Origin of the sequence: Actinomycetospora sp. NBRC 106378, assembly GCF_030269685.1 — a bacterium.
Taxonomy (GTDB): Bacteria; Actinomycetota; Actinomycetes; order Mycobacteriales; family Pseudonocardiaceae; genus Actinomycetospora.
This window is the reverse complement of the sequence record NZ_BSTT01000001.1, coordinates 548,053-574,062: the sequence shown is the minus strand read 5'-3', so window position 1 is coordinate 574,062 and position 26,010 is coordinate 548,053. Positions and strand designations below refer to the sequence as shown.

The 26,010-nt window shown below is 74.9% G+C and carries 27 protein-coding genes; 18 read left to right on the top strand and 9 right to left on the bottom strand.

The genetic code is table 11. The annotated features are described in order from the left end of the window. The first annotated feature begins 58 nt into the window (after window positions 1-58). From QSK00_RS02815 to QSK00_RS02775, 9 genes are all read left to right on the top strand, one after another. The gene (locus tag QSK00_RS02815) at window positions 59-1,627 is read left to right on the top strand and encodes a molybdopterin-dependent oxidoreductase (protein WP_285587249.1); all 1,569 of its coding nucleotides are present in this window, start codon (window positions 59-61) and stop codon (window positions 1,625-1,627) included. A 121-nt stretch (window positions 1,628-1,748) separates the two neighbouring features. Beyond that, on the top strand, window positions 1,749-2,471 hold the full coding sequence (locus QSK00_RS02810) for a redox-sensing transcriptional repressor Rex (protein WP_285587246.1): 723 nt from the start codon (window positions 1,749-1,751) through the stop codon (window positions 2,469-2,471). Then, window positions 2,468-3,898 (top strand): glutamyl-tRNA reductase, encoded by a 1,431-nt coding sequence (locus QSK00_RS02805; RefSeq protein WP_285587243.1) that lies wholly within the window; start codon window positions 2,468-2,470, stop codon window positions 3,896-3,898. The genes QSK00_RS02810 and QSK00_RS02805 overlap by 4 nt, the downstream gene beginning before the upstream one ends. After that, window positions 3,895-4,851 carry a hydroxymethylbilane synthase gene (gene hemC, locus QSK00_RS02800; protein WP_285587240.1) on the top strand — a complete coding sequence of 319 codons (957 nt, stop codon included), beginning with the start codon at window positions 3,895-3,897 and terminating at the stop codon, window positions 4,849-4,851. The genes QSK00_RS02805 and hemC overlap by 4 nt, the downstream gene beginning before the upstream one ends. Window positions 4,852-4,895: 44 nt before the next feature. After that, complete coding sequence (locus QSK00_RS02795; protein ID WP_285587239.1) at window positions 4,896-6,530, top strand: bifunctional uroporphyrinogen-III C-methyltransferase/uroporphyrinogen-III synthase; 1,635 nt, start codon at window positions 4,896-4,898, stop codon at window positions 6,528-6,530. A gap of 2 nt (window positions 6,531-6,532) precedes the next feature. Next, on the top strand, window positions 6,533-7,507 hold the full coding sequence (gene hemB, locus QSK00_RS02790; RefSeq protein ID WP_285587930.1) for a porphobilinogen synthase: 975 nt from the start codon (window positions 6,533-6,535) through the stop codon (window positions 7,505-7,507). 7 nt (window positions 7,508-7,514) lie between these two features. Further along, window positions 7,515-7,928, top strand: coding sequence for a DUF7937 domain-containing protein (locus tag QSK00_RS02785; RefSeq protein ID WP_285587237.1), 414 nt, complete (start codon window positions 7,515-7,517; stop codon window positions 7,926-7,928). Beyond that, on the top strand, window positions 7,928-8,407 hold the full coding sequence (gene mce1N, locus QSK00_RS02780; protein WP_285587236.1) for a transport-regulating membrane protein Mce1N: 480 nt from the start codon (window positions 7,928-7,930) through the stop codon (window positions 8,405-8,407). The genes QSK00_RS02785 and mce1N overlap by 1 nt, the downstream gene beginning before the upstream one ends. Window positions 8,408-8,421: 14 nt before the next feature. Further along, the gene (locus tag QSK00_RS02775) at window positions 8,422-8,652 is read left to right on the top strand and encodes a hypothetical protein (protein WP_285587235.1); all 231 of its coding nucleotides are present in this window, start codon (window positions 8,422-8,424) and stop codon (window positions 8,650-8,652) included. Between the two features lie 135 nt (window positions 8,653-8,787). Here the strand turns inward: QSK00_RS02775 and QSK00_RS02770 are convergent, their stop codons facing one another. Next, window positions 8,788-9,396, bottom strand: coding sequence for a DUF3761 domain-containing protein (locus tag QSK00_RS02770; RefSeq protein WP_285587233.1), 609 nt, complete (start codon window positions 9,394-9,396; stop codon window positions 8,788-8,790). A 236-nt stretch (window positions 9,397-9,632) separates the two neighbouring features. Between QSK00_RS02770 and hemL the strand changes: the two genes are divergently transcribed. The 7 genes from hemL to QSK00_RS02735 all read left to right on the top strand — a co-directional run bounded on the left by hemL (window position 9,633) and on the right by QSK00_RS02735 (window position 16,905). Further along, the gene (gene hemL / locus QSK00_RS02765; protein ID WP_502872001.1) at window positions 9,633-10,967 is read left to right on the top strand and encodes a glutamate-1-semialdehyde 2,1-aminomutase; all 1,335 of its coding nucleotides are present in this window, start codon (window positions 9,633-9,635) and stop codon (window positions 10,965-10,967) included. Beyond that, on the top strand, window positions 10,967-11,587 hold the full coding sequence (locus tag QSK00_RS02760) for a histidine phosphatase family protein (RefSeq protein WP_285587231.1): 621 nt from the start codon (window positions 10,967-10,969) through the stop codon (window positions 11,585-11,587). The genes hemL and QSK00_RS02760 overlap by 1 nt, the downstream gene beginning before the upstream one ends. Continuing rightward, on the top strand, window positions 11,584-12,168 hold the full coding sequence (locus tag QSK00_RS02755; RefSeq protein ID WP_285587228.1) for a TlpA family protein disulfide reductase: 585 nt from the start codon (window positions 11,584-11,586) through the stop codon (window positions 12,166-12,168). Before QSK00_RS02760 ends, QSK00_RS02755 begins: the two co-directional genes overlap by 4 nt. Window positions 12,169-12,279: 111 nt before the next feature. Next, window positions 12,280-13,086: a cytochrome c biogenesis CcdA family protein gene (locus QSK00_RS02750; RefSeq protein ID WP_285587226.1), complete on the top strand. Its 807-nt coding sequence runs from the start codon at window positions 12,280-12,282 to the stop codon at window positions 13,084-13,086. Beyond that, complete coding sequence (locus QSK00_RS02745; RefSeq protein WP_285587222.1) at window positions 13,083-14,693, top strand: cytochrome c biogenesis protein ResB; 1,611 nt, start codon at window positions 13,083-13,085, stop codon at window positions 14,691-14,693. The genes QSK00_RS02750 and QSK00_RS02745 overlap by 4 nt, the downstream gene beginning before the upstream one ends. Next, window positions 14,693-15,664, top strand: a complete 972-nt coding sequence (gene ccsB / locus QSK00_RS02740; RefSeq protein ID WP_285587219.1) for a c-type cytochrome biogenesis protein CcsB — start codon at window positions 14,693-14,695, stop codon at window positions 15,662-15,664. The genes QSK00_RS02745 and ccsB overlap by 1 nt, the downstream gene beginning before the upstream one ends. 65 nt (window positions 15,665-15,729) lie before the next feature. Beyond that, the gene (locus tag QSK00_RS02735; protein WP_285587215.1) at window positions 15,730-16,905 is read left to right on the top strand and encodes an AAA family ATPase; all 1,176 of its coding nucleotides are present in this window, start codon (window positions 15,730-15,732) and stop codon (window positions 16,903-16,905) included. Here the strand turns inward: QSK00_RS02735 and QSK00_RS02730 are convergent. From QSK00_RS02730 to QSK00_RS02705, 6 genes are all read right to left on the bottom strand, one after another. Further along, window positions 16,902-17,894: an IS481 family transposase gene (locus tag QSK00_RS02730; RefSeq protein WP_285587212.1), complete on the bottom strand. Its 993-nt coding sequence runs from the start codon at window positions 17,892-17,894 to the stop codon at window positions 16,902-16,904. The two genes, QSK00_RS02735 and QSK00_RS02730, sit on opposite strands and share 4 nt — an antisense overlap. Before the next feature lie 142 nt (window positions 17,895-18,036). Next, on the bottom strand, window positions 18,037-18,366 hold the full coding sequence (locus QSK00_RS02725; RefSeq protein WP_285587209.1) for an SCO6045 C-terminal-like domain-containing protein: 330 nt from the start codon (window positions 18,364-18,366) through the stop codon (window positions 18,037-18,039). A 67-nt stretch (window positions 18,367-18,433) separates the two neighbouring features. Further along, window positions 18,434-19,363: an MbnB/TglH/ChrH family RiPP precursor modification enzyme gene (locus QSK00_RS02720; protein WP_285587207.1), complete on the bottom strand. Its 930-nt coding sequence runs from the start codon at window positions 19,361-19,363 to the stop codon at window positions 18,434-18,436. Next, on the bottom strand, window positions 19,360-20,277 hold the full coding sequence (locus QSK00_RS02715) for a TIGR04222 domain-containing membrane protein (protein WP_285587203.1): 918 nt from the start codon (window positions 20,275-20,277) through the stop codon (window positions 19,360-19,362). The genes QSK00_RS02720 and QSK00_RS02715 overlap by 4 nt, the downstream gene beginning before the upstream one ends. Before the next feature lie 110 nt (window positions 20,278-20,387). Next, a complete protein-coding gene (locus QSK00_RS02710) occupies window positions 20,388-20,642 on the bottom strand; it encodes a hypothetical protein (protein WP_285587201.1) in 255 nt (84 codons plus the stop codon). A gap of 373 nt (window positions 20,643-21,015) precedes the next feature. Continuing rightward, window positions 21,016-21,219, bottom strand: coding sequence for a BldC family transcriptional regulator (locus QSK00_RS02705; protein WP_285587200.1), 204 nt, complete (start codon window positions 21,217-21,219; stop codon window positions 21,016-21,018). Window positions 21,220-21,436: 217 nt separating this feature from the next. On the opposite strand from QSK00_RS02705, the gene QSK00_RS02700 reads away from it, so the two are divergent. Continuing rightward, window positions 21,437-21,754 carry a DUF4229 domain-containing protein gene (locus tag QSK00_RS02700; protein ID WP_285587199.1) on the top strand — a complete coding sequence of 106 codons (318 nt, stop codon included), beginning with the start codon at window positions 21,437-21,439 and terminating at the stop codon, window positions 21,752-21,754. 72 nt (window positions 21,755-21,826) lie between these two features. On the opposite strand, the gene QSK00_RS02695 is transcribed toward QSK00_RS02700, so the two are convergent. Beyond that, window positions 21,827-22,702 carry a 1,4-dihydroxy-2-naphthoate polyprenyltransferase gene (locus tag QSK00_RS02695; protein ID WP_285587196.1) on the bottom strand — a complete coding sequence of 292 codons (876 nt, stop codon included), beginning with the start codon at window positions 22,700-22,702 and terminating at the stop codon, window positions 21,827-21,829. 36 nt (window positions 22,703-22,738) lie between these two features. Next, on the bottom strand, window positions 22,739-24,043 hold the full coding sequence (locus tag QSK00_RS02690; protein WP_285587194.1) for a DUF8814 domain-containing protein: 1,305 nt from the start codon (window positions 24,041-24,043) through the stop codon (window positions 22,739-22,741). A gap of 205 nt (window positions 24,044-24,248) precedes the next feature. Between QSK00_RS02690 and menD the strand changes: the two genes are divergently transcribed. Continuing rightward, entirely contained in the window at window positions 24,249-25,958 is a 1,710-nt protein-coding gene (gene menD / locus QSK00_RS02685) for a 2-succinyl-5-enolpyruvyl-6-hydroxy-3-cyclohexene-1-carboxylic-acid synthase (protein WP_285587192.1), read from the top strand. Window positions 25,959-26,010: the final 52 nt, after the last annotated feature.

Here is a 26,010-nt window from a genome sequence, read left to right as displayed (position 1 = left end):
GGCGTGGACAACCGAATCGCACGTGCCGTCCACGTCGCGAGACAGGAGCCCCTACCCCATGGCGACCCCCACCGCCGACCGGTCCTCGATCCCGCCGGCGCTCGACCCGGGACCACGGGGTGGTCGCACGGTCCTCGCGGCCGTGCTCGCGGTGGCGGCGTCGATCGGGCTCGGCGAGCTCGTCGCGGCGCTCGTCTCGCCCGCCGCGTCGCCGTTCCTGGCCGTCGGGCAGGGCGCGATCCGCCTGACGCCCGAGTGGCTGAAGGAGACCGCGATCGCGTGGTTCGGCACCTACGACAAGGTCGCGCTGCTCGTCGGGATGTCCGTCGTGATCGTGGCGGTCACGGTCCTGGCCGGGCTCGCCTCGCGCCGCGACCCGCGCCCGGGCCTCGTGCTCGTCGTCGGGATGGGGCTGCTCGCGCTCCTGGCCACGGTGACCGGGCCGACCTTCGCCCCGTTCGACCTCGTCCCGCCCGTCGTCGCGCTGCTCGTCGGCGTCGTGGTGTGGCGGTGGCTGCACGGCCTCGCCGTCGCGCCGGCCACCGAGGGCGGGGAGACGTCCCCCGCGGGGGCCGTGACCCGCAAGCGGTTCCTGACGACGGCCGGTGTGACCGCCGTCGGAGCGCTCGCCGCCGGCACCGTCGGGCGGCTCGTGAACGACTCTGCTGCGGGTCCCGCCTCGGTGACGCTGCCGCCGGCCCCGGCCGCGGCGCCGGTCCCGGTCGACGCGGACTTCGTGGCCGACGGCACCCCGCCGTGGCTCACCCCCGCCGCCGACTTCTACCGCATCGACACCGCGCTCTCGGTGCCGCGGATCTCGACGGGCGACTGGTCGCTCAAGGTCCACGGCATGGTCGACCGCGAGGTCACGCTGTCGTTCGACCAGCTCCGCTCGATGCGGCTCATCGAGGCGCCGGTGACGCTGACGTGCGTCTCGAACGAGGTCGGCGGCACGCTGATCTCGAACGGCCGCTGGCTCGGGGTCCCGATGCGCGACGTGCTCGCGCTCGCGGGCGTGCGGCCGGGCGCCGAGCAGATCGCCTCGACCTCGGCCGACGGCTGGAACGCCAACACCCCGCTCGGCCCGCTCACCGACGGGCGCAACGCCATGCTCGCGATCGGGCTCGACGGCGCCCCGCTGCCGGTGGAGCACGGCTTCCCGGTCCGCATGGTGGTGCCCGGCCTCTACGGCTACGTCTCCGCGACCAAGTGGATCACCGACATCGAGGTGACCACGTTCGACGCGTTCACCTCCTACTGGGAGCAGCGCGGCTGGGGGAAGTTCGGCCCGGTCAAGACCTCCTCGCGCATCGACGTGCCGCGCGACGGGGCCACCGTGCCGGCCGGCCGGACCGTGGCGGCCGGGGTCGCGTGGGCCCAGCACACCGGAATCACCGGGGTGGAGCTCTCGGTCGACGGCGGGCCCTGGCAGCCCGCCCAGCTCGCCGCGGAGCCCTCCGTGGACTCCTGGCGGATGTGGCGGCTGCCGCTCACGCTCGCCCCCGGCGCCCACCAGCTGCGGGTGCGGGCCGTCGACCGCACGGGAGCGGTCCAGACGGGCGTCGAGGCCCTGTCGATCCCCGACGGCGCGACGGGCTGGCACACTGTCGCGGTCACCGCGGTGTGAGAAACCCACGTCGCGCTCGTGACCAGCGACTTTGTGCGTGCGTTCACGAACGGTACCCTCGGGTGACAGCGGAACGGTGCCGGCGAGCGGTACGTGTGGTGCGGGCAGGGAGGCTCCCGGCGTGACGGTGGACGGGGGCGTGTCGCGCCCTGCTCCGACTCGCGTCGTCGACCCCGAGCGCATCCCGCAGGCCACGGTCGCCCGCCTCGCCGTCTACCTGCGCGTGCTCACCGAGATGCTCGGCCAGGGTGTGCGCACGGTCTCCTCGGACGTGCTCGCCGCGGCGGCCGGGGTGAACGCCGCGAAGCTGCGCAAGGACCTCTCGCACATCGGCTCGTCCGGGGTGCGCGGGGTCGGGTACGACGTCCCCCGACTCACCGAGCAGGTGGAGTCCGTGCTCGGTCTCACCCGGTCGCACGCGGTGGCGCTGGTCGGGGTCGGGAACCTGGGTCACGCGCTCGCCGGCTACGGCGGATTCGCGCAGCGGGGCTTTGGGGTGGCAGCGTTGTTCGACGTCGACCCGGCCCTGGTGGGGACGACGATCGGTGGGGTGGAGGTGCTGGACGTGGCGGAGATCCCGTCCGTGTGCGCCTCCCGAGGGGTGACCATCGGAGTGATCGCGACGCCCGCGGGCGCGGCGCAGCAGGTCTGCGACGCGCTGGTGGGGGCCGGGGTGTCCAGCATCCTGAACTTCGCCCCCACCGTGCTGTCCGTCCCGGCGGGCGTCGAGGTGCGCAAGGTCGACCTGGCGGTGGAGATGCAGATCCTGGCGTTCCACGTCTCCCGCCACGACGGCAGCGCTGCGGCCGCAGGCCGCGAAGCGACGGGAAAGGTGTTCCGATGAGTCTGTTGCTCGTGGGTGTGTCGCACCGCACGGCGCCGGTGTCGGTGCTGGAGCAGGTCGCGATCTCCGGCGAGGACACGGCCAAGGTCCTCGACGAGCTCATCAGCGGTGAGTACGTCTCCGAGGCCGTGGTCCTCTCGACGTGCAACCGCATCGAGATCTACGCGGTGGTCGAGACCTTCCACGGCGGGTTGACCGAGGTCTCCGGCGTCCTCGCCCGGCACGCGCAGGCCGACGTGTCGGACCTCACCGACCACCTCTACGTGCACTACGCCGGGTCCGCGGTCGAGCACCTCTTCTCGGTCGCGGCCGGGCTGGACTCGATGGTCGTGGGCGAGGCCCAGATCCTCGGCCAGCTGCGCGCCGCGTACTCGACGGCCCGCGAGCTCGGCACCGTGGGCACCGTCCTGCACGAGGTCGCGCAGCAGGCGCTGCGGGTCGGCAAGCGCGTGCAGAGCGAGACCGGCATCGACGCTGCCGGCGCCTCCGTCGTCACCGAGGCCCTCGACGACGCCGAGACCGCCCTGGGCGGCCTCGTCGGCCGCCGGGCGCTCGTCGTCGGGTCCGGCTCGATGGGCGGTCTGTCCTCCGCGGCACTGCGCCGCCGGGGCATCGGCGAGGTCGTCGTGGCCAACCGCACCCCGGAGCGCGCCGAGCGGCTCGCCGAGATCACCGCCGCCGAGGGCACCCCGGCCCGCGCGGTCGGGCTCGACGGCCTCGGACCCGCGCTCGCCACCGCCGACATCGTCATGGTGTCCACCGGCGCCATCGGCACCGTGGTCGACCTGGAGACCGTCCGCGCGGCACGGCCGCGGACCGACCGGGCGCTCGTCGTCTGCGACCTGGGGCTGCCCCGCGACGTGGCCCCGGAGGTCGCCGACCTCCCGGGCGTGACGCTCGTGGATCTCGCGACCCTCGCCGACCGGCTGCGCGACGCCGCGGCCGGCCACGCCGTCGCGACCACCCGGGCGCTGGTCGAGGACGAGGTGCGCGCCTATCTGGCCGCGCAGCGCTCCGCCGAGGTCACCCCCACCGTCACCGCCCTGCGCCGACGCGCGGCCGAGGTGGTCGACGCCGAGCTGCTGCGCCTCGACGGCCGGCTGCCGGGCCTGGAGGCCGACGTCCGGGGCGAGGTCGCGAAGACCGTGCGCCGCGTGGTCGACAAGCTGCTGCACACGCCGACCGTGCAGGTGAAGCGGCTGGCCCAGTCCCCGGGCGGGGACACCTACGCCGAGGCGCTGCGCGAGCTGTTCGAGCTCGACCCGCAGGCGCCCGCCGCGGTCACCTCGGGTCCGGTCGCGGAGATCGTGACGAGCGAGTCCTCGCACCTCGAGGGCCTCGAGGTCGACCAGGCCCTGGCCGCGCGCAGTGCGGGAGACGCGGCGCAGCGGAGCTCGACCCCGGCGTTCGGGGAGGCGCAGCGGTGACGGCCCCGGACCTGGGGACGATCCGCATCGGGACCCGGGCGAGCCTGCTCGCCCGCACCCAGACCCAGACCGTCGCCGACGCGCTCACCGCCGCCGGCGCGACGGTGGAGATCGTGCACGTCTCCACCGACGGCGACCGCACGCAGGCCGCCAACATCCCGCTCGCCGGGTCGGGCGTCGGGGTGTTCACCTCGGCGCTGCGCGACGCGCTGCTCTCCGAGCGCATCGACGTCGCGGTGCACTCGTACAAGGACCTCCCGACGGCGGGTCTGTCCGGGGTCGTCCTCGCGGCGGTCCCGGTGCGGGCCGACCCGCGCGACGTGCTCGTCGCCCGCGACCAGATGGTGCTGGGCGAGCTGCCTCCCGGCTCGGTCATCGGCACCGGCTCGCCGCGGCGGACCGCGCAGCTCGACGCGCTCGGGCTGGGCCTCGAGGTCGTCGGGATCCGCGGCAACGTCGAGACCCGCATCCGCAAGGTCACCGACGGCGAGGTCGACGGCGTGATCCTCGCGCGGGCGGGCCTGGCGCGGATCGGTCGAGCGGGCGAGGCCACCGAGGTCCTCGACCCGCTGCAGATGCTGCCCGCGCCCGCGCAGGGCGCGCTCGCGGTGGAGTGCCGCGCGGCGGACACCGACCTGGAGACGTTCCTGCGGGCGACCCTGCACGACGAGTCGACGTTCACCGCGGTATCGGCCGAACGGGCGGTGCTGCAGGAGCTCGGATCACCGTGCAGCGCCCCCATCGGTGCACTCGCCGACATCGTCGAGGATCTGGACGACGACGGACGCATCGTGGAGAGGCTGTCCCTGCGCGCGTTCGCCACCACGGCCGAGGGTGCGCCGGTGCGCAACTCGGCCACGGGAGAGACGAAGGATGCCGAGCAGATCGGGCGGTCGCTGGCCGCCGAGCTGCTCGCCGACGGGGCGGAGCCGCGCGGCGCGCAGACGCCGTGACCCCCCGACGCAGTGAAGAAGACGGATAAGGACGAGACAACGACATGACCGCACCCCCCTCCACCACCGCCGGCCGCGTCGCGTTCGTCGGCAGCGGGCCCGGTGACCCCGGCCTGCTCACCGTCCGAGCCCGCGAGGCGCTGTCCTCCGCGACCTACGTCGTGGCGGACCCGGGCGTGCCGGCCGAGATCGTCGAGTCGCTCGACGAGGGCCGACCCGAGGGCACTGTGACGGTGCGCCACGTCGGCGCCGACGCCGAGGTGTCGCCGCTGGGCGACGACGCCGCGGGCTCCCTCGCCGAGGGCGCCGAGATCGCCGCGCCGCTGCCCGAGGACCCGGCCGCCCTGGCCGAGCACCTCGTGACCCGCGCCCGCGAGGGCGAGTCGGTCGTCCGCCTGGTCGGCGGCGACCCGCTGACCCGCGAGACCGTCATCACCGAGGTCAAGGCGATCGCAACGGCGGGCGTGCCGTTCGACGTCGTGCCCGGGATGCCCGCGAGCACCGCCGTCCCGGCCTACGCCGGTGTCGCGCTCGGCTCGGCCCACACCGCCGCGGACGTCCGCGGCGGTCTCGACTGGACCACGCTCGCCGTCGCGCCCGGTCCGCTCGTGCTCACCGCGACCGCCGCCGACCTCGCGTCGACGTCGGCGTCGCTGGTCGAGAACGGCTGGAAGCCCGAGACCCCGGCGCTGGTCACCGCGCAGGGCACCGAGTCCAAGCAGAAGACCGTCACCTCCTCGGTGGACAAGCTGGCGGCCGACGGCGCCGACCTCGAGGGCCCGCTGACCGTCACCATCGGCGAGGCCGCGGGTGACCGCGCCGCGCTGTCGTGGTGGGAGTCGCGCTCGCTCTACGGCTGGCGCGTGCTCGTGCCCCGCACGAAGGACCAGGCCGGCGCGATGAGCGACCGGCTGCGCGTCCACGGCGCGGTGCCCGAGGAGGTCCCGACGATCGCGGTGGAGCCGCCGCGTTCACCCGCGCAGATGGAGCGCGCGGTCAAGGGCCTGGTCGACGGGCGCTACCAGTGGGTGGTGTTCACCTCGCAGAACGCCGTCCGCGCGGTCTGGGAGAAGTTCCAGGAGTTCGGCCTCGACGCCCGTGCCTTCTCCGGCGTGAAGATCGCCTGTGTCGGCGAGGCCACCGCCTCGGCGATCCGCGCGTTCGGGGTGCACCCCGAGCTCGTGCCGGCCGAGCAGACCGAGCAGTCCTCCGAGGGCCTGCTCGAGATCTTCCCGCCGCACGACGACATCCTCGACCCGGTCGACCGCGTGCTGCTCCCGCGGGCCGACATCGCGACCGAGACCCTCGCCGAGGGCCTGCAGGCGCGCGGCTGGGAGATCGACGACGTGACCGCGTACCGCACGGTGCGCGCCGCGCCGCCGCCCGCGCCGACCCGCGAGGCGATCAAGACCGGCGGCTTCGACGCGGTGTGCTTCACCTCGTCGTCCACGGTGCGCAACCTCGTCGGGATCGCCGGCAAGCCGCACGCCCGCACGATCGTCGCGTGCATCGGCCCGAAGACGGCCGAGACCGCGGTCGAGTTCGGCCTGCGCGTCGACGTGAAGCCCGAGATCGCCGAGGTCCCGGCGCTGGTGGAGGCGCTCGCCGCCCACGCCGACAAGCTGCGCGCGGAGGGCGCCCTGCCGCCCCCGCGCAAGACGAAGGCACGCCGGCGGTGACCATGTACCCCACCGACCGTCCCCGACGGTTGCGCACCACCCCCGCGCTGCGCCGGCTCGTGTCCGAGACCGACGTGCGGCCGCGCCACCTGGTGCTGCCGGTGTTCGTCGCGGAAGGCCTGGACGGCCCGAAGCCCATCACGTCGATGCCCGGCGTCGTGCAGCACACCCGCGAGACCCTGCGGAAGGCCGCCGCCGAGGCGGCCTCCGTCGGGCTCGGCGGGATCATGCTGTTCGGCGTCCCGTCGCGGCACGACGCGACGGGCACCGGCGCCGTGGACCCCGAGGGCATCCTCAACGTCGGGCTGCGCGAGGTCCGCGAGGAGGTCGGCGACGCCCTGCCGGTCATGGCCGACACGTGCCTCGACGAGTTCACCGACCACGGCCACTGCGGCGTCCTCGCGCCCGACGGCTCGGTCGACAACGACGCGACCCTCGAGGTCTACGCGGAGATGGCGGTCGCGCAGGCCGACGCCGGCGCCCACGTCGTCGCGCCCAGCGGGATGATGGACGGCCAGGTCGGGCGGATCCGGTCGGCGCTCGACGCGGCCGGCCACGTCGACACCGCCATCCTCGCCTACTCCGCGAAGTACGCCAGCGCGTTCTACGGCCCGTTCCGCGAGGCCGTCGACTCGCAGCTCAAGGGCGACCGGCGCACCTACCAGCAGGATCCGGCGAACGCCCGCGAGGCGCTGCGGGAGACGACGCTGGACCTCGCCGAGGGCGCCGACATGGTGATGGTCAAGCCGGCCATGGCCTACCTCGACGTGCTGCGCTCGGTCGCCGAGATCTCCGACGTCCCCGTCGCCGCCTACCAGGTGTCCGGCGAGTACGCGATGATCTCGGCCGCCGCCGAGCGGGGCTGGATCGACCGCGACCGCACGATCCTCGAGTCCGTCACCGGCATCCGTCGCGCGGGCGCCGACATCGTCCTCACCTACTGGGCGACCGAACTGGCCACGCGGCTCGATCGTTGAGCGCGACATGAGCGAGCACGTGCGTGAGGTCACGCCGCCCCGCGAGGAGCCGCACCGCCCGACGGTCGTCACGGTGGCGCTGGTCCTCTGGGCGGTGCTCGGCGTGCTGCTCGTCGGCACCGCGGTGCTCTTCCTGATCGCCCTCGTCGTCGGGAACACCGACCCGAACACCGGCACCGGCTCCCTGGTGCTGACCGCGGTGGTCCTCGCCGCGCTCGGCGCGGCGACCCTCTGGGCCACGCGCGGACTCGTGGCCCGGTCCCGACCCGCCCGGGCGACCCTCACCGCGATCGGCGTGGTGCTCGCCGTCGCGGGCCTCGTCCAGCTGACGTTCCTCGGCGTGGGCGGCGTGTACTTCGTCGCCTTCGCCGCGGGCGCGCTCCTGCTGCACCTGCCCGCGGCGCGCGCCTGGTTCGCGTGATGGCCGCCGTTCCCGCTGGTCCCGACGCCCGGTCGGTGCGGTTCGCCGAGGCGGGTGCGCCCTGGTGGCCGGTGCTGATCGGGCCCGTCCTGGCGGTCGGGGGTCTGGTCCTCGACCGGCTCGCACCCGGCGGGGCGACGCCGTGGGCGTGGGTGGTGATCGGCGCGGTGCTGCTGGCGCCGATCGCGCTAATCGTGCGGGTCCGTCGTCGCCTGCTGAAGGTGCGGGTGACCGACACCGAGCTGGTGCAGGGCGAGGAGACGGTGCCGCTGGCGCGCATCGTCGGCGTCCGCCCGCCCGACGGCAGCGGCCGCTTCGGCATCAAGCCGTTCGGCGACCACCCGTCGGTGCTGCGGCACCTCGGCGCCGTGGTGGTCACGATGGACGACGGCACCCGGCGCGCGGCCTGGGCCCGGGACGCCGAGGGTCTGCACGCCACGCTGTCGGCGGTGCTGGCGGCCCGCGAGCCGTCGTCGTGAACCGTCGGGCCGTCGTGACCGCGGTCGTCGCGGTCCTGCTGCTCGTGGGCGCCGTGCTGTGTTTCGGGCGGGGCCTCGACTCCGCTCCCTCGACGGGCGGCCTGCTGGTGGCGCCGGTCGAACTGACGCGCGTGCTCGGGGCGTGGGTGGCCGCCGGGGTCGTCCTGGCCACCGCGGCGGTGCTGTGCCTGGTCGACGTGGTGGCGCGCATCCGTCGTGGGCGAGCGGCGCCGACTCCCTCCTGACAGGAAAGCGTCGTTGCTGTCATCCAGTGACAGCATCGTCACGTCGTCGCGGGCGGCCCGGACTTCAGTGGCAAAGGGTGCAGCTGAGTCGCCCTCGTGCCACTGAAGTCCGAGACCGGTCGTGCAGGGCCGCTGTCACAGCCACTGCGCCACGCCGCCGTGCCCCGAGCACGTTCCGGATCGGTGGGCGGAATGGCTGTCGGTGCCGTCCTTGCAGATGGCAGTCGCCCCTGAAGCGTTACCGTCCGGCCGCTCGATCTGGTTGCCGTCGGAGTTCGTGTAGGTCCCTGCCGCGCTGGGTGCCGGGACGGAGGCGACCGACCTCGGTGCGTTCGCACGCCGGCTCGGGGGCGCCGCGACCGCCCGCGGCACGACCACCCTGGGTGCAGGCGGTGCCACGACCACGCGCGGAGAGGCGGTCGCCGGTGCCGTTGTGGTCGGGAGCGGCGCCGAAGCCGGAAGCGGAGCCGATGCCGTGGTAGGGGTCGCGTCCGGTGCCGCGGCCGAGACGCTGGCGACCGTGGTCGGCGGGGCCGGCGCCACGGTCGCGACGCCGACCAGCAGACCGAAGAGCAGGACGAAGCCAGCAGCCCCGTACCCGACGAGCCGGGCGACGACGTGCGACCGGCACGAGGCCCACGCCGCGACGGCGAGGGGCAGAAGCAGGGCCCACCACAGGACGCGGACGCCTCCCGGCCAGTGCTGCTGGTTCGCGTGCAGGCGTGACAGCGGTGTCGTGCTCATCGGTGCGGCCCCCCTCGTCGGCAGTGACGGCCGGAGAAGCGCTGCGAATCCGTTCGTTGTTACAAGCATCGCTCGACCGGCGCAGCCAGCCCGGGACACGCCGGGACGGTCCGGCAGCAAAGCGTCGTTGCTGCCACTGCGTGACAGCAACGACGCTTTCCTGTCATGAGGACGACGCTTTCCTGCCACGGGGAACGGGGCCCACGGACGGCGGTCACACGGGTGCGCCTGGGAGGATGGGCCCCGTGAGCAGCGCTCCCGCGACAGCGGCCGGACCGGTGACCCGTTCGGCCGAGCTCTTCGCGCGCGCCGAGGCGATCGTCCCCGGCGGCGTCAACTCCCCGGTCCGGGCCTTCCGCTCGGTCGGCGGCACGCCCCGGTTCATGCGGGAGGCCGCCGGTGCGTGGCTGACCGACGCCGACGGCAACCGCTACGTCGACCTGGTCTCCTCGTGGGGCCCGATGATCCTGGGGCACGCCCACCCGGCCGTCGTGGAGGCGGTGCGCGAGGCGGCGACCCGAGGGCTGAGCTTCGGCACACCGACCGAGGGCGAGGTCGACCTCGCCGAGGAGATCGTCCGGCGGGTCGAGCCGGTCGAGCAGGTGCGCCTGGTCAACTCCGGCACCGAGGCGACGATGAGCGCGATCCGGCTGGCGCGCGGCTTCACCGGCCGCAGCGTCGTCGTGAAGTTCGCCGGCTGCTACCACGGCCACGTCGACGCGCTGCTCGCCGAGGCCGGCAGCGGCGTGGCCACCTTCGGCCTGCCGAGCACGCCGGGCGTGACCGGAGCGCAGGCCACCGACACGATCGTGCTGCCCTACAACGACCTCGACGCCGTCGCCGCCGCGTTCGCCGAGCGCGGCCAGGACATCGCCTGCGTCATCACCGAGGCCGCCGCCGGGAACATGGGCGCCGTCGCTCCCGACGACGGGTTCAACGCCGGGCTCAAGCGCCTCTGCGCCGCCCACGGGGCACTCCTGATCATGGACGAGGTGATGACCGGCTTCCGCGTCTCGGCCGCGGGCTGGTACGGCCTGGAGGGCGTCGCCGGCGACCTGTACTGCTTCGGCAAGGTGATGTCCGGCGGGCTGCCCGCTGCAGCGTTCGGCGGGCGGGCCGACGTCATGGGGCACCTCGCCCCGGCCGGGCCCGTCTACCAGGCCGGGACGCTCGCGGGGAACCCCGTCGCCGTGGCGGCCGGGCTGACGACGCTGCGGCACGCGACCGAGGACGTCTACACCGCGCTCGACACCGGGGCCGACCGGCTGCACTCCCTGATCGACGAGGCGCTCACCGCGGCGGGCGTGGTGCACACGATGCAGCGGGCCGGATCGCTCGTCTCGGTGCGGTTCGGCGCGGAGCCGGGGCGCAACTACGACGACATGAAGGCCCAGGAGACCTGGCGCTTCCCGCCGTTCTTCCACGCCCTGCTCGACCGTGGGGTGTACTTCCCACCCAGCGTCTTCGAGGCCTGCTTCATCTCGGCGGCGCTCGACGACGAGGCGTTCGGCGTCATCGCCGAGGCCCTGCCCCACGCGGCGCGGGCGGCGGCGGCCGCGACGGAGTCCTGATGCGCACGCTGGTCCACCTCGTCCGGCACGGCGAGGTCCACAACCCCGAGGGCATCCTCTACGGCCGCCTCCCCGGCTACGGGCTCTCCGAGACCGGCCGGGAGCAGGCGCGGCGGGTGGCCGACCACCTCGCGGGCGCCGACGTCACCGCCCTGCTGGTCTCGCCGATGCAGCGCGCCCAGGAGACGGCGGTGCCGATCGCGGAGAAGCTCGGGCTCGAGATCGTCACCGAGGACCGCCTGATCGAGGCCGCGAACGCGTTCGAGGGGATGCAGGTCGCGGTCGGGGACGGGGCGCTGCGCAAGCCGGAGTACTGGCCGCTGCTGCGCAACCCGTTCCGCCCGTCGTGGGGCGAGCCCTACCTCGAGATCGCGCACCGCATGCTGGGCGCGGCGCACCGCGCGCGGGCGCTGGCGGCGGGGCACGAGGCGGTGTGCGTGTCGCACCAGCTGCCGATCTGGACCCTGCGGCGCTACCTCGCGGGGGACCGGCTCTGGCACAACCCGGCGAAGCGCGAGTGCTCGCTCGGCTCGGTCACGACGCTGACCTTCGACGACGAGTCCCTGGTCGACATCGCGTACGCGGAGCCGAGCGGCACGTCGACCGGGACCGGTGCATGAAGAAGCTGGCCGTGACGGTGCTGGTCGCCGCGCTCGCGCTGCTGGCCGGCTGCTCCTCGGGGGAGAACCGGGACGACGGCGGGTTCACGTTCGTCGCGCCGGGCGGGCAGACCCAGATCTCCTACCCGGAGAACGAGCGGCGGCCGCTGTCGCCCGTGGCGGGCGACTCGCTGCTGCGGCCGGGCACGCAGCTCTCGACCGCCCAGTTCCGCGGCCAGGTCGTGGTGCTCAACATCTGGGGCTCGTGGTGCGGTCCGTGCCGGGGCGAGGCGGACGCCCTGGAGCAGGTCGCGGAGGCGTCGAAGGCCCGCGGCGTGCAGTTCGTGGGCGTCGACGTGCGCGACGACCGGGCCGCGGCGGCCGACTTCGTCCGCGACCGCGGCGTCAGCTACGACTCGATCTACGACCCGCCCGGCCGGTCGCTGCTCGCCCTGCGCGGCTACCCGCGCAACGCCGTGCCGTCGACGATCGTGCTCGACCGGCAGCAGCGCGTGGCGGCGGTGTTCCTCACGGCCGTCCTCGCGAGCGACCTGCAGCCCGTGGTGGACCGGGTCGCCGCGGAGCCGGCCCCGGCCGCGTGAGGGTTCCCCTCGCGCGAAGAGGGAGCGCCGCGTGACCTACGACAACTGGTAGGACCGCCTCACGCCGGAGCGACGCCGGCGTCCTACCCTGGGGCGCGAGATGGAGTGCGCATGGACCTGACCCAGACGGTGACGTCGGGCCCCGTGCTGCTCGCCCTCGCGCTGTCGCTGGTGGCAGGGGCCGTCAGCTTCGCCTCGCCGTGCGTCGTGCCGCTCGTGCCGGGCTACCTCGCGTACCTGGCCGGCCTGGTCGGGGCGAGCGCACCGCCGGTCACGAGGGACGAGGCCCGCCCGGGCTCCACCGCGACACTGACCCGACCCACCACGCACCGGCTGCGCCTGGCCGGGGCCGCCGCGCTGTTCGTCGCCGGCTTCACGGTCGTGTTCGTGCTGGGGCTGGGCGCGATCGTGTGGGCCGCGGACGCGCTCGTGGTCAACGAGGCGGTGCTGCAGCGTCTCGGCGGGGTGGTCACCGTGGCGATGGGCCTGGTGTTCGTCGGGCTCGTCCCCGCCCTGCAGCGGGACACCCGCCCGCACTGGGTGCCGCGCATGGGTCTCGCGGGCGCGCCGCTGCTCGGCGCCACCTTCGGCCTGGGCTGGACCCCGTGTCTCGGCCCGACCCTCACCGGCGTGATCGCCCTGGCCTCCGGCACGGGCGGCGACGGCAGCGCCGCCGTCCGCGGCGGGGCCCTCGTGCTCGCCTACTGCCTCGGGCTGGGCGTGCCGTTCATCCTCATCGCGCTCGGGGCCGGACGCGCCGTGCGGGCCCAGGCGTGGTTGCGCGCCCACGTGCGGACCATCCAGATCGCGGGCGGCGTCCTGCTCGTGATCGTCGGGCTCGCCCTGGCCACCGGCCTGTGGGGCGAGCTCGTCACCGAGCTGCGCGCACCGATCGCGGGGTTCTCGACGCCGCTATGACCGACACCCTCGAGCGCACCGACCCGCCGTCGGGAACCGGTTCCCGCGGCCGCGACCTGCTCGCGCTCGCGCGCAACACCTGGCGCGGGCTGACGAGCATGCGGACGGCACTGATCCTGCTGTTCCTGCTCGCGCTCGCCGCGCTGCCCGGCGCGTTCCTGCCGCAGCGCACCCCGAGCCCGCAGGCGGTGCAGAACTTCTTCACCGAGCACCCGACGCTCGCGCCGCTGCTCGACCGCATCGGGATGTTCGACATCTTCGGCACGCCGTGGTTCTCGGCGATCTACCTGCTGCTGTTCATCTCCCTCATCGGCTGCCTGGTCCCGCGGACCTGGGAACAGCTCCGCGGCCTGCGCGCCCGGACGGTCGCCGTCCCGCGCAACCTCTCCCGCCTGCCCCACCACGCCGCGGCCGACGACGACCGCACGCCCGACGAGGTGATCACGGCGGCGCGGACGCGGCTGCGCGGGTGGAAGCTCGACGTGCGGGAGGAGCCGGACGGCGTCCGGACGATCTCGGCGGAGAAGGGTGCGCTGCGCGAGGTCGGGAACGTCGTGTTCCACATGAGCCTGGTCGCGCTGCTGCTGGGCATCGCCGTCGGGAAGCTGTTCGGCTACGAGGGCAACGTCATCGTGATGGCGGACGGCTCGGAGTTCTGCAACTCCGGCATCCTCGCGTACGACACGTTCCGGCCGGGCCTGCGCATCGACGGCACGAACCTCGAGCCGTTCTGCCTGGACGTCGACCGCTTCACCGCGCAGTACCGTCCCGACGGCGCGGCCGACTCGTTCGCCGCCGACGTCCGGTACTCCGATGCCGACGCGCTCGCCGACGGCACCCCGCCGGTGTCGACGACGATCGCGGTCAACGACCCGCTGCGCTTCGACGGCGAGCGGGTCTACCTGCTCGGTCACGGCTACGCCCCGCAGTTCACCGTGACCTTCCCCGACGGCGAGCAGCGGACGCTCGCCACGCAGTGGGAGCCCGTCGACCAGCGCACCTTCCTCTCCCAGGGCGCCACGAAGTTCGACCGTCCCGGGGTCACCGACGAGGCCGAGCGGCGCCGCACCCAGATCGCGATCACCGGGCTGTTCGCGCCGACCTCGAGCGGCGGATCCGTGGTGACCTCCACCTTCCCGGCGCTGACGAGCCCCGAGGTGGCCGCCGACGTCTACGAGGGCGACCTCGGGCTCGACTCCGGCCGCGGGCAGTCGATCTTCGCCATCGACCAGTCGATGGTCGACCAGGGCCGGCTGAACCGGATGGTGCGCCAGAACCTCGTCCCCGGGCAGACGGTCGCGCTGCCCGACGGCACCCAGGTCCGCTTCGACTCCGTCAAGGAGTGGGTGAACCTGCAGGTCTCCCACGACCCGGCCCAGGACGCCGTGCTCGTCGCGGCGGTCGCCCTGCTGGTCGGGATCACGCTCTCGCTGACCGTCAAACGGCGGCGGTTCTGGGTGCGGGTGACCCCCGCCTCGCCGTCTACGACAGATCGTCGTAGCCTCGTGCAGGTCGGCGGGCTCGCCCGGACGGACCAGGCCGGGTACGGCGAGGAGTTCGAACGGCTCCGCGACGACCTGCTGCGACCCCGACACGGAGGTTCCTGATGGGCGTCGACGCCCCCCTCGGCGACTTCGGCGACGTGCTCTTCTACTCGGCGCTCGCCGTCTACATCCTCGCGATGCTGCTGCACGCGGTGGAGCACGGGCTGCTGCGCCGGGCCGAGCCCGCGATGGCCGAGGTCCCGGTCGCGGTCGCCGTCGGCGCCCGCAGCGAGAGCTCCGTCCCGACGACCGGTGACGACGCCCCGCCGCGTCCGTCCCGTCCGCTCTCCGAGCGGTTCGGGCGCATGGGCGTCTCGCTCACGGTTCTCGGCTTCGCCCTGCACCTGGCGATGCTGGTCGTCCGCGGCGTGGCCGCCGGGCGGGCGCCGTGGGGCAACATGTACGAGTTCACCGCGGCGGTGTGCCTCGTCGGCGTGGGCGCCTGGCTGGTGGTGCTCTACCGCCGCCCCGAGCTGCGCCGCCTGGGTGTGTTCGTGCTGCTCCCGGTGATCCTGCTGATGTTCCTCGGCGGGACGGTGCTCTACACGCAGACCGCGCCCGTGGTGCCGGCGCTGCGCTCGTACTGGCTCGCGATCCACGTCACGGCCGCGGTCATCTCGTCCGGCATCCTGCTCTTCGCGGGCGTGGCGAGCGTGCTCTACCTGCTGCGCTCGGCCCACGACCGCACCGGCCGCATGGCCTGGACCGCGAAGCTGCCGGGCGCGCAGGTGCTCGACCGGGTCGCCTACCGCGCCACGGCGGTCGCCTTCCCGATCTGGACGTTCGCCGTCATCACCGGCGCGATCTGGGCCGAGGCCGCCTGGGGCCGCTACTGGGGCTGGGACCCGAAGGAGACGACGGCGTTCATCGCCTGGGTCGTCTACGCCTGCTACCTGCACGCCCGCTCGACCGCCGGATGGCGCGGGCAGCGCGCCGCCGCGATCAACGTCGTCGGGTTCGCGGTGATGGTGTTCAACCTGTTCTTCGTGAATCTCGTCGTGACGGGGCTGCACTCCTACGCCGGCGTCGGCTGAGATCCTCCCCCGTTCGGGGTGTCCGGATCGTCCCGGCCCACTACGGTCGCCCGAGGATCTCTGGGGTGATCGCGGAGGGGGCGGGGACGATGGACGACCGGGGAGAGGACACGGCGCAGCGCGACGGGAGTCCGTCGTCCGATGCCCCGCCGTCGGACGACTCCACCGCAGGACCTGCGACGGCCGATGCGGGGCCCTCGGCGGAGACGACCCACCAGGTCGACACGGCGGGTGCCGCCCGCGGTGACGTCCGCCGGCGCCCCGAACCCTCCACCGCGCTCGCGCCGCTGTCGCCCGGACCGACCGACCTGTCGTCGGCCCAGCTCCTGCGCCCGACGCGCCCCACGCCGCAGACCGGCTGGCGTCGCGCCCTCTTCGTCGCCAGCGGGGGCCTGGTCAACCCGGGCGAGAGCGAGGCCGACGTCGCCCGCCGCGAGCTGGTCAATCGCGTGAACCAGCCGCTCGCAGGCTGCTACAAGATCGCGATGCTGAGCCTCAAGGGCGGCGTCGGGAAGACCACGACGACGGCGTCGCTCGGCTCCACCTTCGCGTCGCTGCGGGGCGACCGCGTGGTCGCCGTCGACGCGAACCCCGACCGCGGCACGCTCGCGGAGAAGGTGCCGGTCGAGACGACGGCGACGGTGCGCCACCTGTTGCGCGACGCCGCCCTCGTGCGTCGCTACTCCGACGTCCGCGCCTACACCTCGCAGGGTCCGTCGCGCCTGGAGATCCTCGCGAGCGACCAGGACCCGGCCGTCTCCGAGGCGTTCAGCGAGCTCGACTACCGCCGCACCGTCGACCTGCTCGAGCACTTCTACAACATCGTGCTCACCGACTGCGGCACCGGACTGATGCACTCCGCCATGCGCGGCGTGCTCGACGTCGCCGACTCGCTCGTGGTCGTCTCGTCGTCCTCGATCGACGGCGCCCTGTCCGCCTCGGCCACCCTCGACTGGCTCGACGCGCACGGCTACGGCGACCTCGTGGCCCGCTCGGTGGCGGTCATCAACTACGTGCGGAAGTCCTCCGGCGGGGTCGACCTCGACCGTGTGGCCGACCACTTCGCCGGCCGCTGCCGGGCCGTCGCGCGGCTCCCGTTCGACCCCCACCTCGACGAGGGCGCCCAGATCCACCTCGAGAAGCTCGCCCCGCGCACCCGCACGGCGATGCTGGAGCTCGCGGCGGTCGTGGCCGACGACTTCCCCCGCGCGGGGTCGCGGGTCCGGATCGGGCCGCGCTAGCTGTACTGACCGGACAGGTTGGTCAAGCGGGTGATGGGGGCTTGCCTGCCGATGGCGCTGTGGGGCCGGTGGTGGTTGTACTCGTGCAGCCACCCCGGCAGCGCCTTGCGGCGCTGGGATTCGCTGAGATAGAGCCGTCGGAACGCCCACCCAGCGGTCATCGTGCGGTGGAACCGCTCGATCTTGCCGTTCGTCTGCGGCCGGTAGGGCCGGGTCCGCGTGTGGGTCACGTCGAGCTCGGCGCAGGCGTCGCGCCAGGCGTGGGACTTGTAGGCCGACCCGTTGTCGGAGAGGACCCGCTCGACGGTCACGTTCCGGGCGGCGAACCAGGCGACCGCTCGAACCAGGACACCGATCGCGGTGACGGCCTTCTCGTCGTCGTGGATCTCGGCGGAGGCGACCCGGGAGTGGTCGTCGATGACGGTGTGGACATACGCGGTCCCCAGCAGCGGCTCACGCGTGCGGCTGCGGGGCTTGCCCGGGGTCGCGGCCCGGTTCTTGTCGCCCTGCCGGCGTCCGACGAACCGCCATCCGCCCTGGTCGGGGATGTTCCCAAGCTTCTTGACATCGACGTGGATCATCGCCCCGGGGTGGGGGTGCTCGTAGCGGCGCACCGGCTCCCCGGTCGCCCGGTCGACGTGGCCTAGCCGGCTGATGCCGCAGCGACGTAGCCACAGGTGCACCGTGGAGGCCGCCAACCCGAGCCGGGCGGCGATCTCGAGCTGGCCCAAGCGCTGCTTCCAGCGCAGGTGCACCATCTTGCGGATCACCGGCCGCGGCGTCGTTCGGGGCATGCGGTGCAGCCGTGAGGACCGGTCGGTCATGCCGGCCTCGCCGAGCTCGCGGTAGCGATCCGACCAGCGCTTGGCGGTCGGCCACGAGACCTGGAAGCGGAGCGCGGCCTGCGCGATCGGCCATCCCTGCTCGACGATCAGACGCGCCAGCTTCAATCGGCCACGTGGAGTCAGCGCCGCGTTAGCGTGGGCCACGGAGGACCTCCCGGTGGTGATGGGTGCCGTCAGACAGCTCCACAGCACTCCCGAGAGGTCCTCCCCTCAAGATCATTCAGACCGTGTCGTCACACCGGTTCAACCAACGTGTCCGGTCAGTACAGCTAGCCGTCCTGCCGGCTCAGCGGCGCCACCAGCTGCGCCGGGGCGCGGGCAGCGTCGTGACGAAGGCGTGCGCGTCGTCGTGGAACCCGGTCCCGGTCCGCCGGGGCCGCCCGGTGATCCAGTCGGCGAGCCGCGCCTCGAGGTCGGGCGGCACCGGGCGTCCCGCCGCGTCGAGCATCCCCGTGACGATCCGCCCGAGCACCCGCCGCCGTTTCCCGTGGAGCGCCCGCGCCTCGGCCGCGACCCGTCGCGGGTCGAAGCCCGCCGGGACCGGTGCGTCGGCCACGAGCGCCGCGAGGAGCTCGGCCTGCCGGGCGGCGAGGTCCCGACGGCGGGTGTCGCTCACCGGGTGCGGTGACTCCGGTCCTGCGGGACGCCCGTCAGGCAGGTCCTGGCGCCGGTCGGCCTGCACGTCACCCTCGCGAGCGGTCTGCCGACGCGAGGTGCACGCCAGGCAGGTCCTGGTGTCCGCTCGCCTGCCTCACGTCACCCTCGCGACCGGCGGCGCGGACGGCGCCGTGGTCGCGGATGGTCCGCAGCAGGCCGAGTTCGGCGGCGAGCTCGCCGTCGGAGGGGTAGCGGTCGTCGCGCTCGAGCAGCACCCCCGGGTGGACCCCGACCGCCGCACACCGGGCGAGGAGGTCGGCCAGCAGGTCGAGCACCGCCGGACCCAGGGGGTGGGCGTGGGTGTCGTGGTAGAGCCCGTCGGGCCCGGTCGTCCCGCCGGCGGCGTGCACGTAGACCACCCGTTCGAGCGGGAGGTCGTCCAGCACCTGCCCGGGGTCCTGGCCGAGGTTGACGGCGCACGCGTGGAGGTTCGCGACGTCGAGCACCAGCCCGACGTCGGTCCGGGCGCAGAGCTCGGCGAGGAACGCGCCCTCGGCGAGCTCAGCGTCCGGCCAGGCGAGCAGCGCGGCGATGTTCTCCAGCGCCAGCGGGACCGGCAGCCGGTCCTGCGCGACGCGCACGTTCTCGACGACGACGTCCAGCGCGTCCCGGGTCCGCGGCACCGGGAGCAGGTGGCCGGACTCCAGCCCGCCGGCGCGGACGAAGCAGACGTGGTCGCTCACCAGCGGGGCGTCGAGGGCGGTGGCGACCGCCCCGAGGTGGTCGACCCGGTCGGTGCGCAGCTCCTCCGCACCGCCCAGCGACAGCGAGACCGCGTGCGGCAGGACGGTCACCCCCCGCCCCCGGAGCCGGCCCAGCGAGCCGGGCAGGGCGTCGGGGTGCAGGTCCTCCGCGACGACCTCGACGAACTCGGCGTCGCCGCGGTCCACCAGCGCCTCGACGGTCCGGTCGATCTCCGGGCGCCAGCCGACACCGACGCCCCGGGGACCGGTCATCCGCCGCACCCGCCCCCGCCGCAGCCGCCGCCCCCGCCGCAGCTGCTGCCGCCCCCGCACGACGAGGAACCGCAGGACGACCCGCCGTCACCGCCCCCGCCGCCCCCGAAGGTCACGGGGGGCGCGAGGAGCCCGGCGAGCTCCGGGTCGGGGAACGCCGCGAACCCGCCGACGGCGACCGCGAGGGCTGCCGCGCCGACCCACGGAGCGCTCCCGGTCCCTCCCGCGGCGACCGACGGCCGGACGTGGCGGGCCGAGGACCGCGCCGCGGTGAGCGTGGCCTGCCCACGGGGTGTGATCAGGCGCAGGGACCGGGGCCGGGTCATCGTCGCGGCGAGCACGGCGACCAGCAGCACGGCCACGAGGAAGCCGATCGGGGCGCCCCGACCGATCCCGGCGGCGAGCCGGGCCAGGCCGAGGACCACGACCAGCCCGAACGGGATCCACGCCTGCCGGATGCGGCGGCGGACGACGCGGGGGTCGTGCAGCAGGCCGCGGGCGACGAGCTGGTCGGCGAGCTCCCGGACCTCGGCGGCGCCACGGACGGCGGTGACGAGCGCGTTCGCCGTACGGGGCGTCGCGGCGTCGTGCAGGACACGGACGTCCAGGTCGCAGAGCTGCGGGTCGTCCTCGGGGCGGACGGGCCCCACGACGGTGCCGAGCCGGCGGGAGTCGTCCACCCGCAGCCGCCCGCTCTCGAGCAACCCGGCGACCGACGCGGCGACCGCCCGGTCCTCCCCGGCCGCGAGCGCGCCGAGTTGGGGCGGGGTGAGCGTCAGGTCGGGTTCACGGCCGCCCGGTGGTCGTCCCCGCACCGTGGCCCGGGCCAGGTGGGGGACGAGCAGCGTCACGAAGGCCAGCAGGACCCACAGGCCCAGGAAGTCCGGTCCGGAGATACCCCACGTCGGTGCCATCGTCGTCGCCTCGTCCTGTCAGGTGACGTCCTCGGACGGATGTCACTCTGTGTGAACGATGACGGAGGTCGGTACCTGCTGACAAGCACCTGTCCGAATGGAGCAGCGGGTCAGGCGGACCCGGGCGGGTCCTCGCGGGAGCGTCGGACCTGCTCGTCGAGGCTGCGCAGGAAGTCCGGGTCGTCGTCCGGGGCGACCGGGCGGCTCCGACGCGCGCGGGAGGCGCCGGGGGACCGCGTGGGCCCGGTGGGGGCCTCGTCGTCGGTGGTGCCGGGTCCCGTGGCGAGCGCCTGGGCGGAGACGGCCTTCCAGAGCAGGACGCCGACCGCCACGAGCACCATCACCGCGACGACGAACAGCACCACGTCACGCACCTCCCCGCGGACCCGACTGCTGGAGTCCCATCGATCGACCGGCCAGGCCGACACCGACCACGCTACCCGCCATGGGTGATGTCCGGGGGTGAAGCGGAACAGGTCCGCCGGGTGGACGACCGGTGACGACGAACGGGTCACCGGCGACGGGACGGACACGCCCTGGTCACGACCCGGTGACGCCCGTTCGGGTGACGACCTGGTGACGACCCGACGTCGGCGCGAGGGCCACGTGAGGCAGGGCCGAGGGCGCGTGGACCTGCCTGGTGTGCGCCTCGCGGGGGAAGGGCGGCCCCCGGAACGACGAAGGCCCGGGTGCACGGGACGTCCCGTGCACCCGGGCCCTCGCCCGGAACGCGTGCGATCAGCTGTGCGCCTCGCTGGTGAGCCCGTCGAGGAGGGTGCGGACCTCCGACTCACGGAAGCGACGGTGCCCGCCCGGCGTCCGGATGGAGCCGATGCGGCCGGCCGCGGCCCAGCGCGTGACGGTCTTCGGGTCGACGCGGAACATGGTGGCGACCTCGCCGGGGGTCATCAGACGCTCGGTCGCCTCGGGTGCGATGGTCATGCTGCACCTCCTCGGGCCGCTCGGGCCCGATCTCCCAGGGTTCTGTCGCCCGGTGCGACCAGGTTGGTCGCGGGGCGGAGCAGACGAACTGGAGCGATCGTGACATCGCACCCCCCACGTACTCGAACGCTAGTGCGGAGGTAAAAGGTTCACAAAGGCAGGAATCGGACGATCGGGCCCCAGTTTCCGTCACGCCGTGACGCCTACCCTGGACCTCGTGGAGACAGGAGAACAGGGCCCCGGAACGGCGGCCGCACCGGCGCCCGCGGCGGGCTCGGTGGCCGTCGCCGTCGGGGTGTACGCCGCCGTGCGGGTGCTGCTGGTGGTCGTCATCGCCGCGGTGCTGGTCCTGGTCGGGCTGCCGCTGCTGGTCGCCCTGATCATCGCGATCGTGCTCGCCCTGCCGCTGTCGTTCGTGCTGTTCCGGCCGCTGCGGACGCGGGCGAACGAGGCCATCGCGGCGGCCGGCGCCACCCGTCGTGAACAGCGCGAACGGCTGCGGGCCGAGCTCCGCGGGGACACGCAGGCCGAGTAGGCCAAACGCGGCCCGCAGTCCGGGCGCGGACCACACCGGGACGCCCCGGACCCACCGGCCGCGGGCCCCGGCTCAGGACACCAGCGAGAGCCCCACGGCCGTCCCGATCGCCCACACCAGCAGCGCCAGCCCGGTGTCGCGCAGGACCGGGATGAGGGCCGGGCCGCGCGCCCCGCCGAGCACGCGCCGCAGCGCGGGCACGAGCACCACGAGCGAGACCAGCCCGAGCAGCGCCCAGGGCGCGCGGAGGCTCAGGACGAGGCTCATGCCCAGCGGGACCACCACGAGGGCGGCGTACATCACACGCGTGTCCCGCTCCCCGAGCAGCACCGCCAAGGTCCTTTTACCCGCGACGGTGTCGGACGGGACGTCGCGGAGGTTGTTGGCGACGAGCACGGCGCAGGAGAGCAGGCCCACGCCGACGGCCGTGCCGATGCCGAGCCCGCTCGCGCGCCCGGACTGCGTGTACTCGGTGCCGAGGACGGCGACCGGCCCGAAGAACAGGAACACGGCGACCTCGCCGAGCCCGCGGTAGCCGTACGGCGACGAGCCGCCGGTGTAGAACCAGGCGCCGGCCAGGCACACCGCGCCGACGAGCAGCAGCCACCAGGCGCCGCTGACGGCCAGCAGGGCGACGCCCGCGAGCGCGCCGATGCCGAGCGAGACGAAGGCGGCCCGCCGCACGGCGCCCGGCGAGGCCGCCCGGGAGCCGACGAGCCGCATCGGCCCGACCCGCTCGTCGTCGGTGCCGCGGATGCCGTCGGAGTAGTCGTTCGCGAAGTTGACCCCGATGACCATGCCCATCGCCACGAGGAGCGCGAGCACGGCCGGGAGGGCGTGGAACCCGTCACTGCTGGCGGCCGCCCCGCTGCCGGCGACGACGGGTGCGATCGCGTTCGGCAGGGTGCGGGGCCGCGCGCCCTCGACCCATTCCGCCACGGTGGCCATGGCGCGACTGTAGCCAGCCCGGGGGGCGAGTCGATCTCAGCAGGCCGGAGCCGGAGTGCCCGCCGTCAGGAAGGCGGCGGGGACGTAGCGGTCGGCGCCGATGCGCAGCCACTCCGCGCTCGCGCCGCGGCTGCCGGTGACCGCGTCGCCGGTGGTCCGACACGCGACGTCGACCACCGCGGACCGTCCGACGACGCCCTCGTCGGTGGCGGTGGAGGCCGGCGCGGAGCGCACGGTCACCGGGGCGGACGCCGTCGCGAGGTGGACGTCGGCCGGGGCCTCGCCGGAGCGGCCGGTCCAGAGGTAGTCGACCGTCACCCAGCCGTTGTCCTGCAGTCCCAGGGCGTGGAACACGCCGTCGGCGAGGTCGATCCCGGCCGGGTTCTTCACCTGACGCCCGAAGCCGTCCTGGCCCCCGTGGTAGTGGTCGGTGTAGGCGGCCTGGGCCTGCGGCATGCCCTGTGCCAGGTCGCCCCAGTTCTGCCGCGGCGGGTTCGCGTTCCAGTAGTCGTCGTCGGTGTTCCAGGGTCCGACGTCCCAGACCGGCACGGTGGCGCAGCGTCCGGCCTCGGTGCAGACCCGCACGGTGTAGTCGCCCTTGCCGTCGGCGTCGAGCGCGCGGCGCGAGGGGAGCGCCACGAACTGGTCCTCCTCGGTGATCACGTGCCCGTTCGCGGTGGTCCCGCCGACGAGGCCCTCGCGGGTGGCGAAGACGCGGTAGGAGGCGCGGGGAGCGAGCGCGCGGGAGCCGGCCACGACCCGGTCGGCCTGCACGGTGACGGCGCGCACCGTCGGGGTGGCGTCGCCGGGCGACGCGACGAGCGTGAGGCGCAGTGCCACGGTGCGCGTCGGTGCGTCCAGGACGGCCGGGCTGCCCGGGGTCGCGGGCGTCCACTCCGACCACCGGCCCGCCGCGTCGCGGCCCCGGACGTCGACGGCCACCGCCGTGCCCGCCGGCTCGTCGGCCGTGACGGGGACGGCGAACCGGTCCACGGCCCGCGCGAAGGTGTGGGTGCCGAGGTCGAGGAAGCCCTGCCGGGTGGCCCCACGCAGGCTGCCCGGGCGCGGCGCGGGCTGCGCGGCCCGGGGTGCGGCGAGCCGGGCGGCGCCGTCCGCGACCTGCACGCCCACGACGTCGCCCGCGAGTTCCGGGCGCCAGGTCTGGGCGTCCACCCCAGGGGAGACGACGCCGGGGGTGGGCGGCGGCGCCCCGATCGCGGCGATCGCGCCGGCGAGCAGCAGGACCGCGCTCGTCAGCAGGGCGGGGAGCAGGAGCCGTCGGCGCCGCGAGCCGGGGCGCCGCGGGGCTCGACCGTCGACCGCGGGCCGGGGGGAGCGCATGCCCGCAGTGCACCGCGCGTGGGCGGAGCGCCCCGGTCAGGACGCGCCCGGCTCCACCCACACGGGGGTCGCCCGTGCAGGGCGTGGGCGCGCGCCGAACCGGACGCCACCGGCCGTCGGGAACGGTCCGGGACGGACGGGGCGCGCGTGGGTGTCGGCGCTCCCGCACGGCCGGACGAGCGTGCGCTGGATACCCTCGCCGCTCGTGACCCCGTCGACGGTGCAGGCCCGCGTCGTCGTCGACGAGTGGGTCCGGGGCGGGGTCCGGGAGGTCGTCGCCTGTCCGGGCTCGCGCAACGCCCCGCTGCTGCTCGCCCTGCACGCCGCGGACGCCGCCGGGCGGGTGCGCCTGCACGTCCGCGTCGACGAGCGGTCGGCGGGGTTCCTCGCCGTCGGTCTGGCCGCACGCTCCCGGCGGCCGGTGCCCGTCGTCGTGACCTCCGGGACGGCCGTGGCGAACCTCCACCCGGCGGTGCTCGAGGCCTCGCACGCCGGGATCCCGCTGGTGGTGGCGAGCGCCGACCGTCCGCTCGAGCTGGTCGGGACCGGTGCCAACCAGACGATCGACCAGGCCGGCCTCTTCGGCGGCGCCGTCCGCGCCGCGATCACCCTGCCGTTGGCCGAGGAGCGCCCGCGGGCGGCGGCCGGCTGGCGGGCGGCGGTGTGCCGGGCGCTCGACCGCGCCCGGGGGACCACCACGGCCGACCCCGGGCCGGTGCAGCTCGACCTCCCGCTGCGCGAACCGCTGGTGGACGACGTCGCCGACGACACGCTCCCGGACTGGGCGCGGGGCCGACCGGCGGGCCGGCCGTGGACCGAGGTGGCCGCGCACGAGCCGCGCGTCGCCCCGCTCGACCTCTCCGCCGCCGTGCCCACGCTCGTCGTCGCCGGGCACGGCGCCGAGGCCCCCGACGGGCTGCCCGACGGCGTGCCGGTCCTCGCCGAGCCCACCTCGCCGCTGTGGGGCCGCTCGCTCTGCGCCGGCACGCGGCTCCTCGAGTCCGCGCTCGACGGGACGGCCCCGGAGCTGCTGCCCGCCCGGGTCGTGGTGCTCGGGCGGCCGACCTTGCACCGCCCCGTCTCGCGCCTGCTCTCCGACCCGCGGGTCGAGGTGGTCGTCGTCCCCGCCGCGGCGGGGGATGCCCGCGCCCGCCCGGGCTGGACCGACGTCGCCTCCTCCGCGACGCGCGTCGGCGCGCTGCCCGCGCCCGCCGCGTGGGGCGTCGACGTCGCCTGGGGCGAGCGGGTCCGCGCCGCGGACGCGCGGGTGTCCGGGGCGGTCCGCCCCGAGGCCGGATCGGGGCCCGGCCTGGCAGCCGCGGTCGTCCGCGCGCTGCCGGCGGGAGCGCTGTTCGTCGTCGGCTCCTCGAGCCCGGTGCGTGACGTCGCCCTCGCCGCCGAGCCGCGCGCCGACCTCACCGTGCTGTCGGCGCGCGGGGTCTCCGGGATCGACGGCGCGGTGTCCTTCGCCACCGGCGCCGCCCTCGCCGACGGCGGCCCGGCCTACGCGCTGGTCGGCGACCTGACCTTCCTGCACGACTCCGGGGGACTGCTGGTGGGACCGGCCGAGCCCCGCCCGGAGCTCACGATCGTCGTGGCGAACGACGACGGCGGCAGCGTGTTCACCACCCTGGAACAGGGCGCACCGCCGCACGCCGCGGCCTTCGAGCGGGTCTTCGCCACCCCCCACGGCACCGATCTCGCCGCCCTCTGCCGGGCCCACGGGGTCGCCCACCGGTCGGTGGACGTCGACGCCCTGGCCGGCGCCCTCGCGCCCACGGGGGAGCCCGGCGTGCGGGTCCTGGAGGTCGCGGTCGACCGGTCGGGACGGCGCGCCGACGCCGACCGCTGGCGTGACGCCGCTCGCGCCGCGGTGGTCGATCCGGACATAGCGGGTACCGCCCCGGACGCGTGACCACCCGGGAGCGACCGACCCGATCGGTAGGCTCGTCGGTGACGACGGGTGC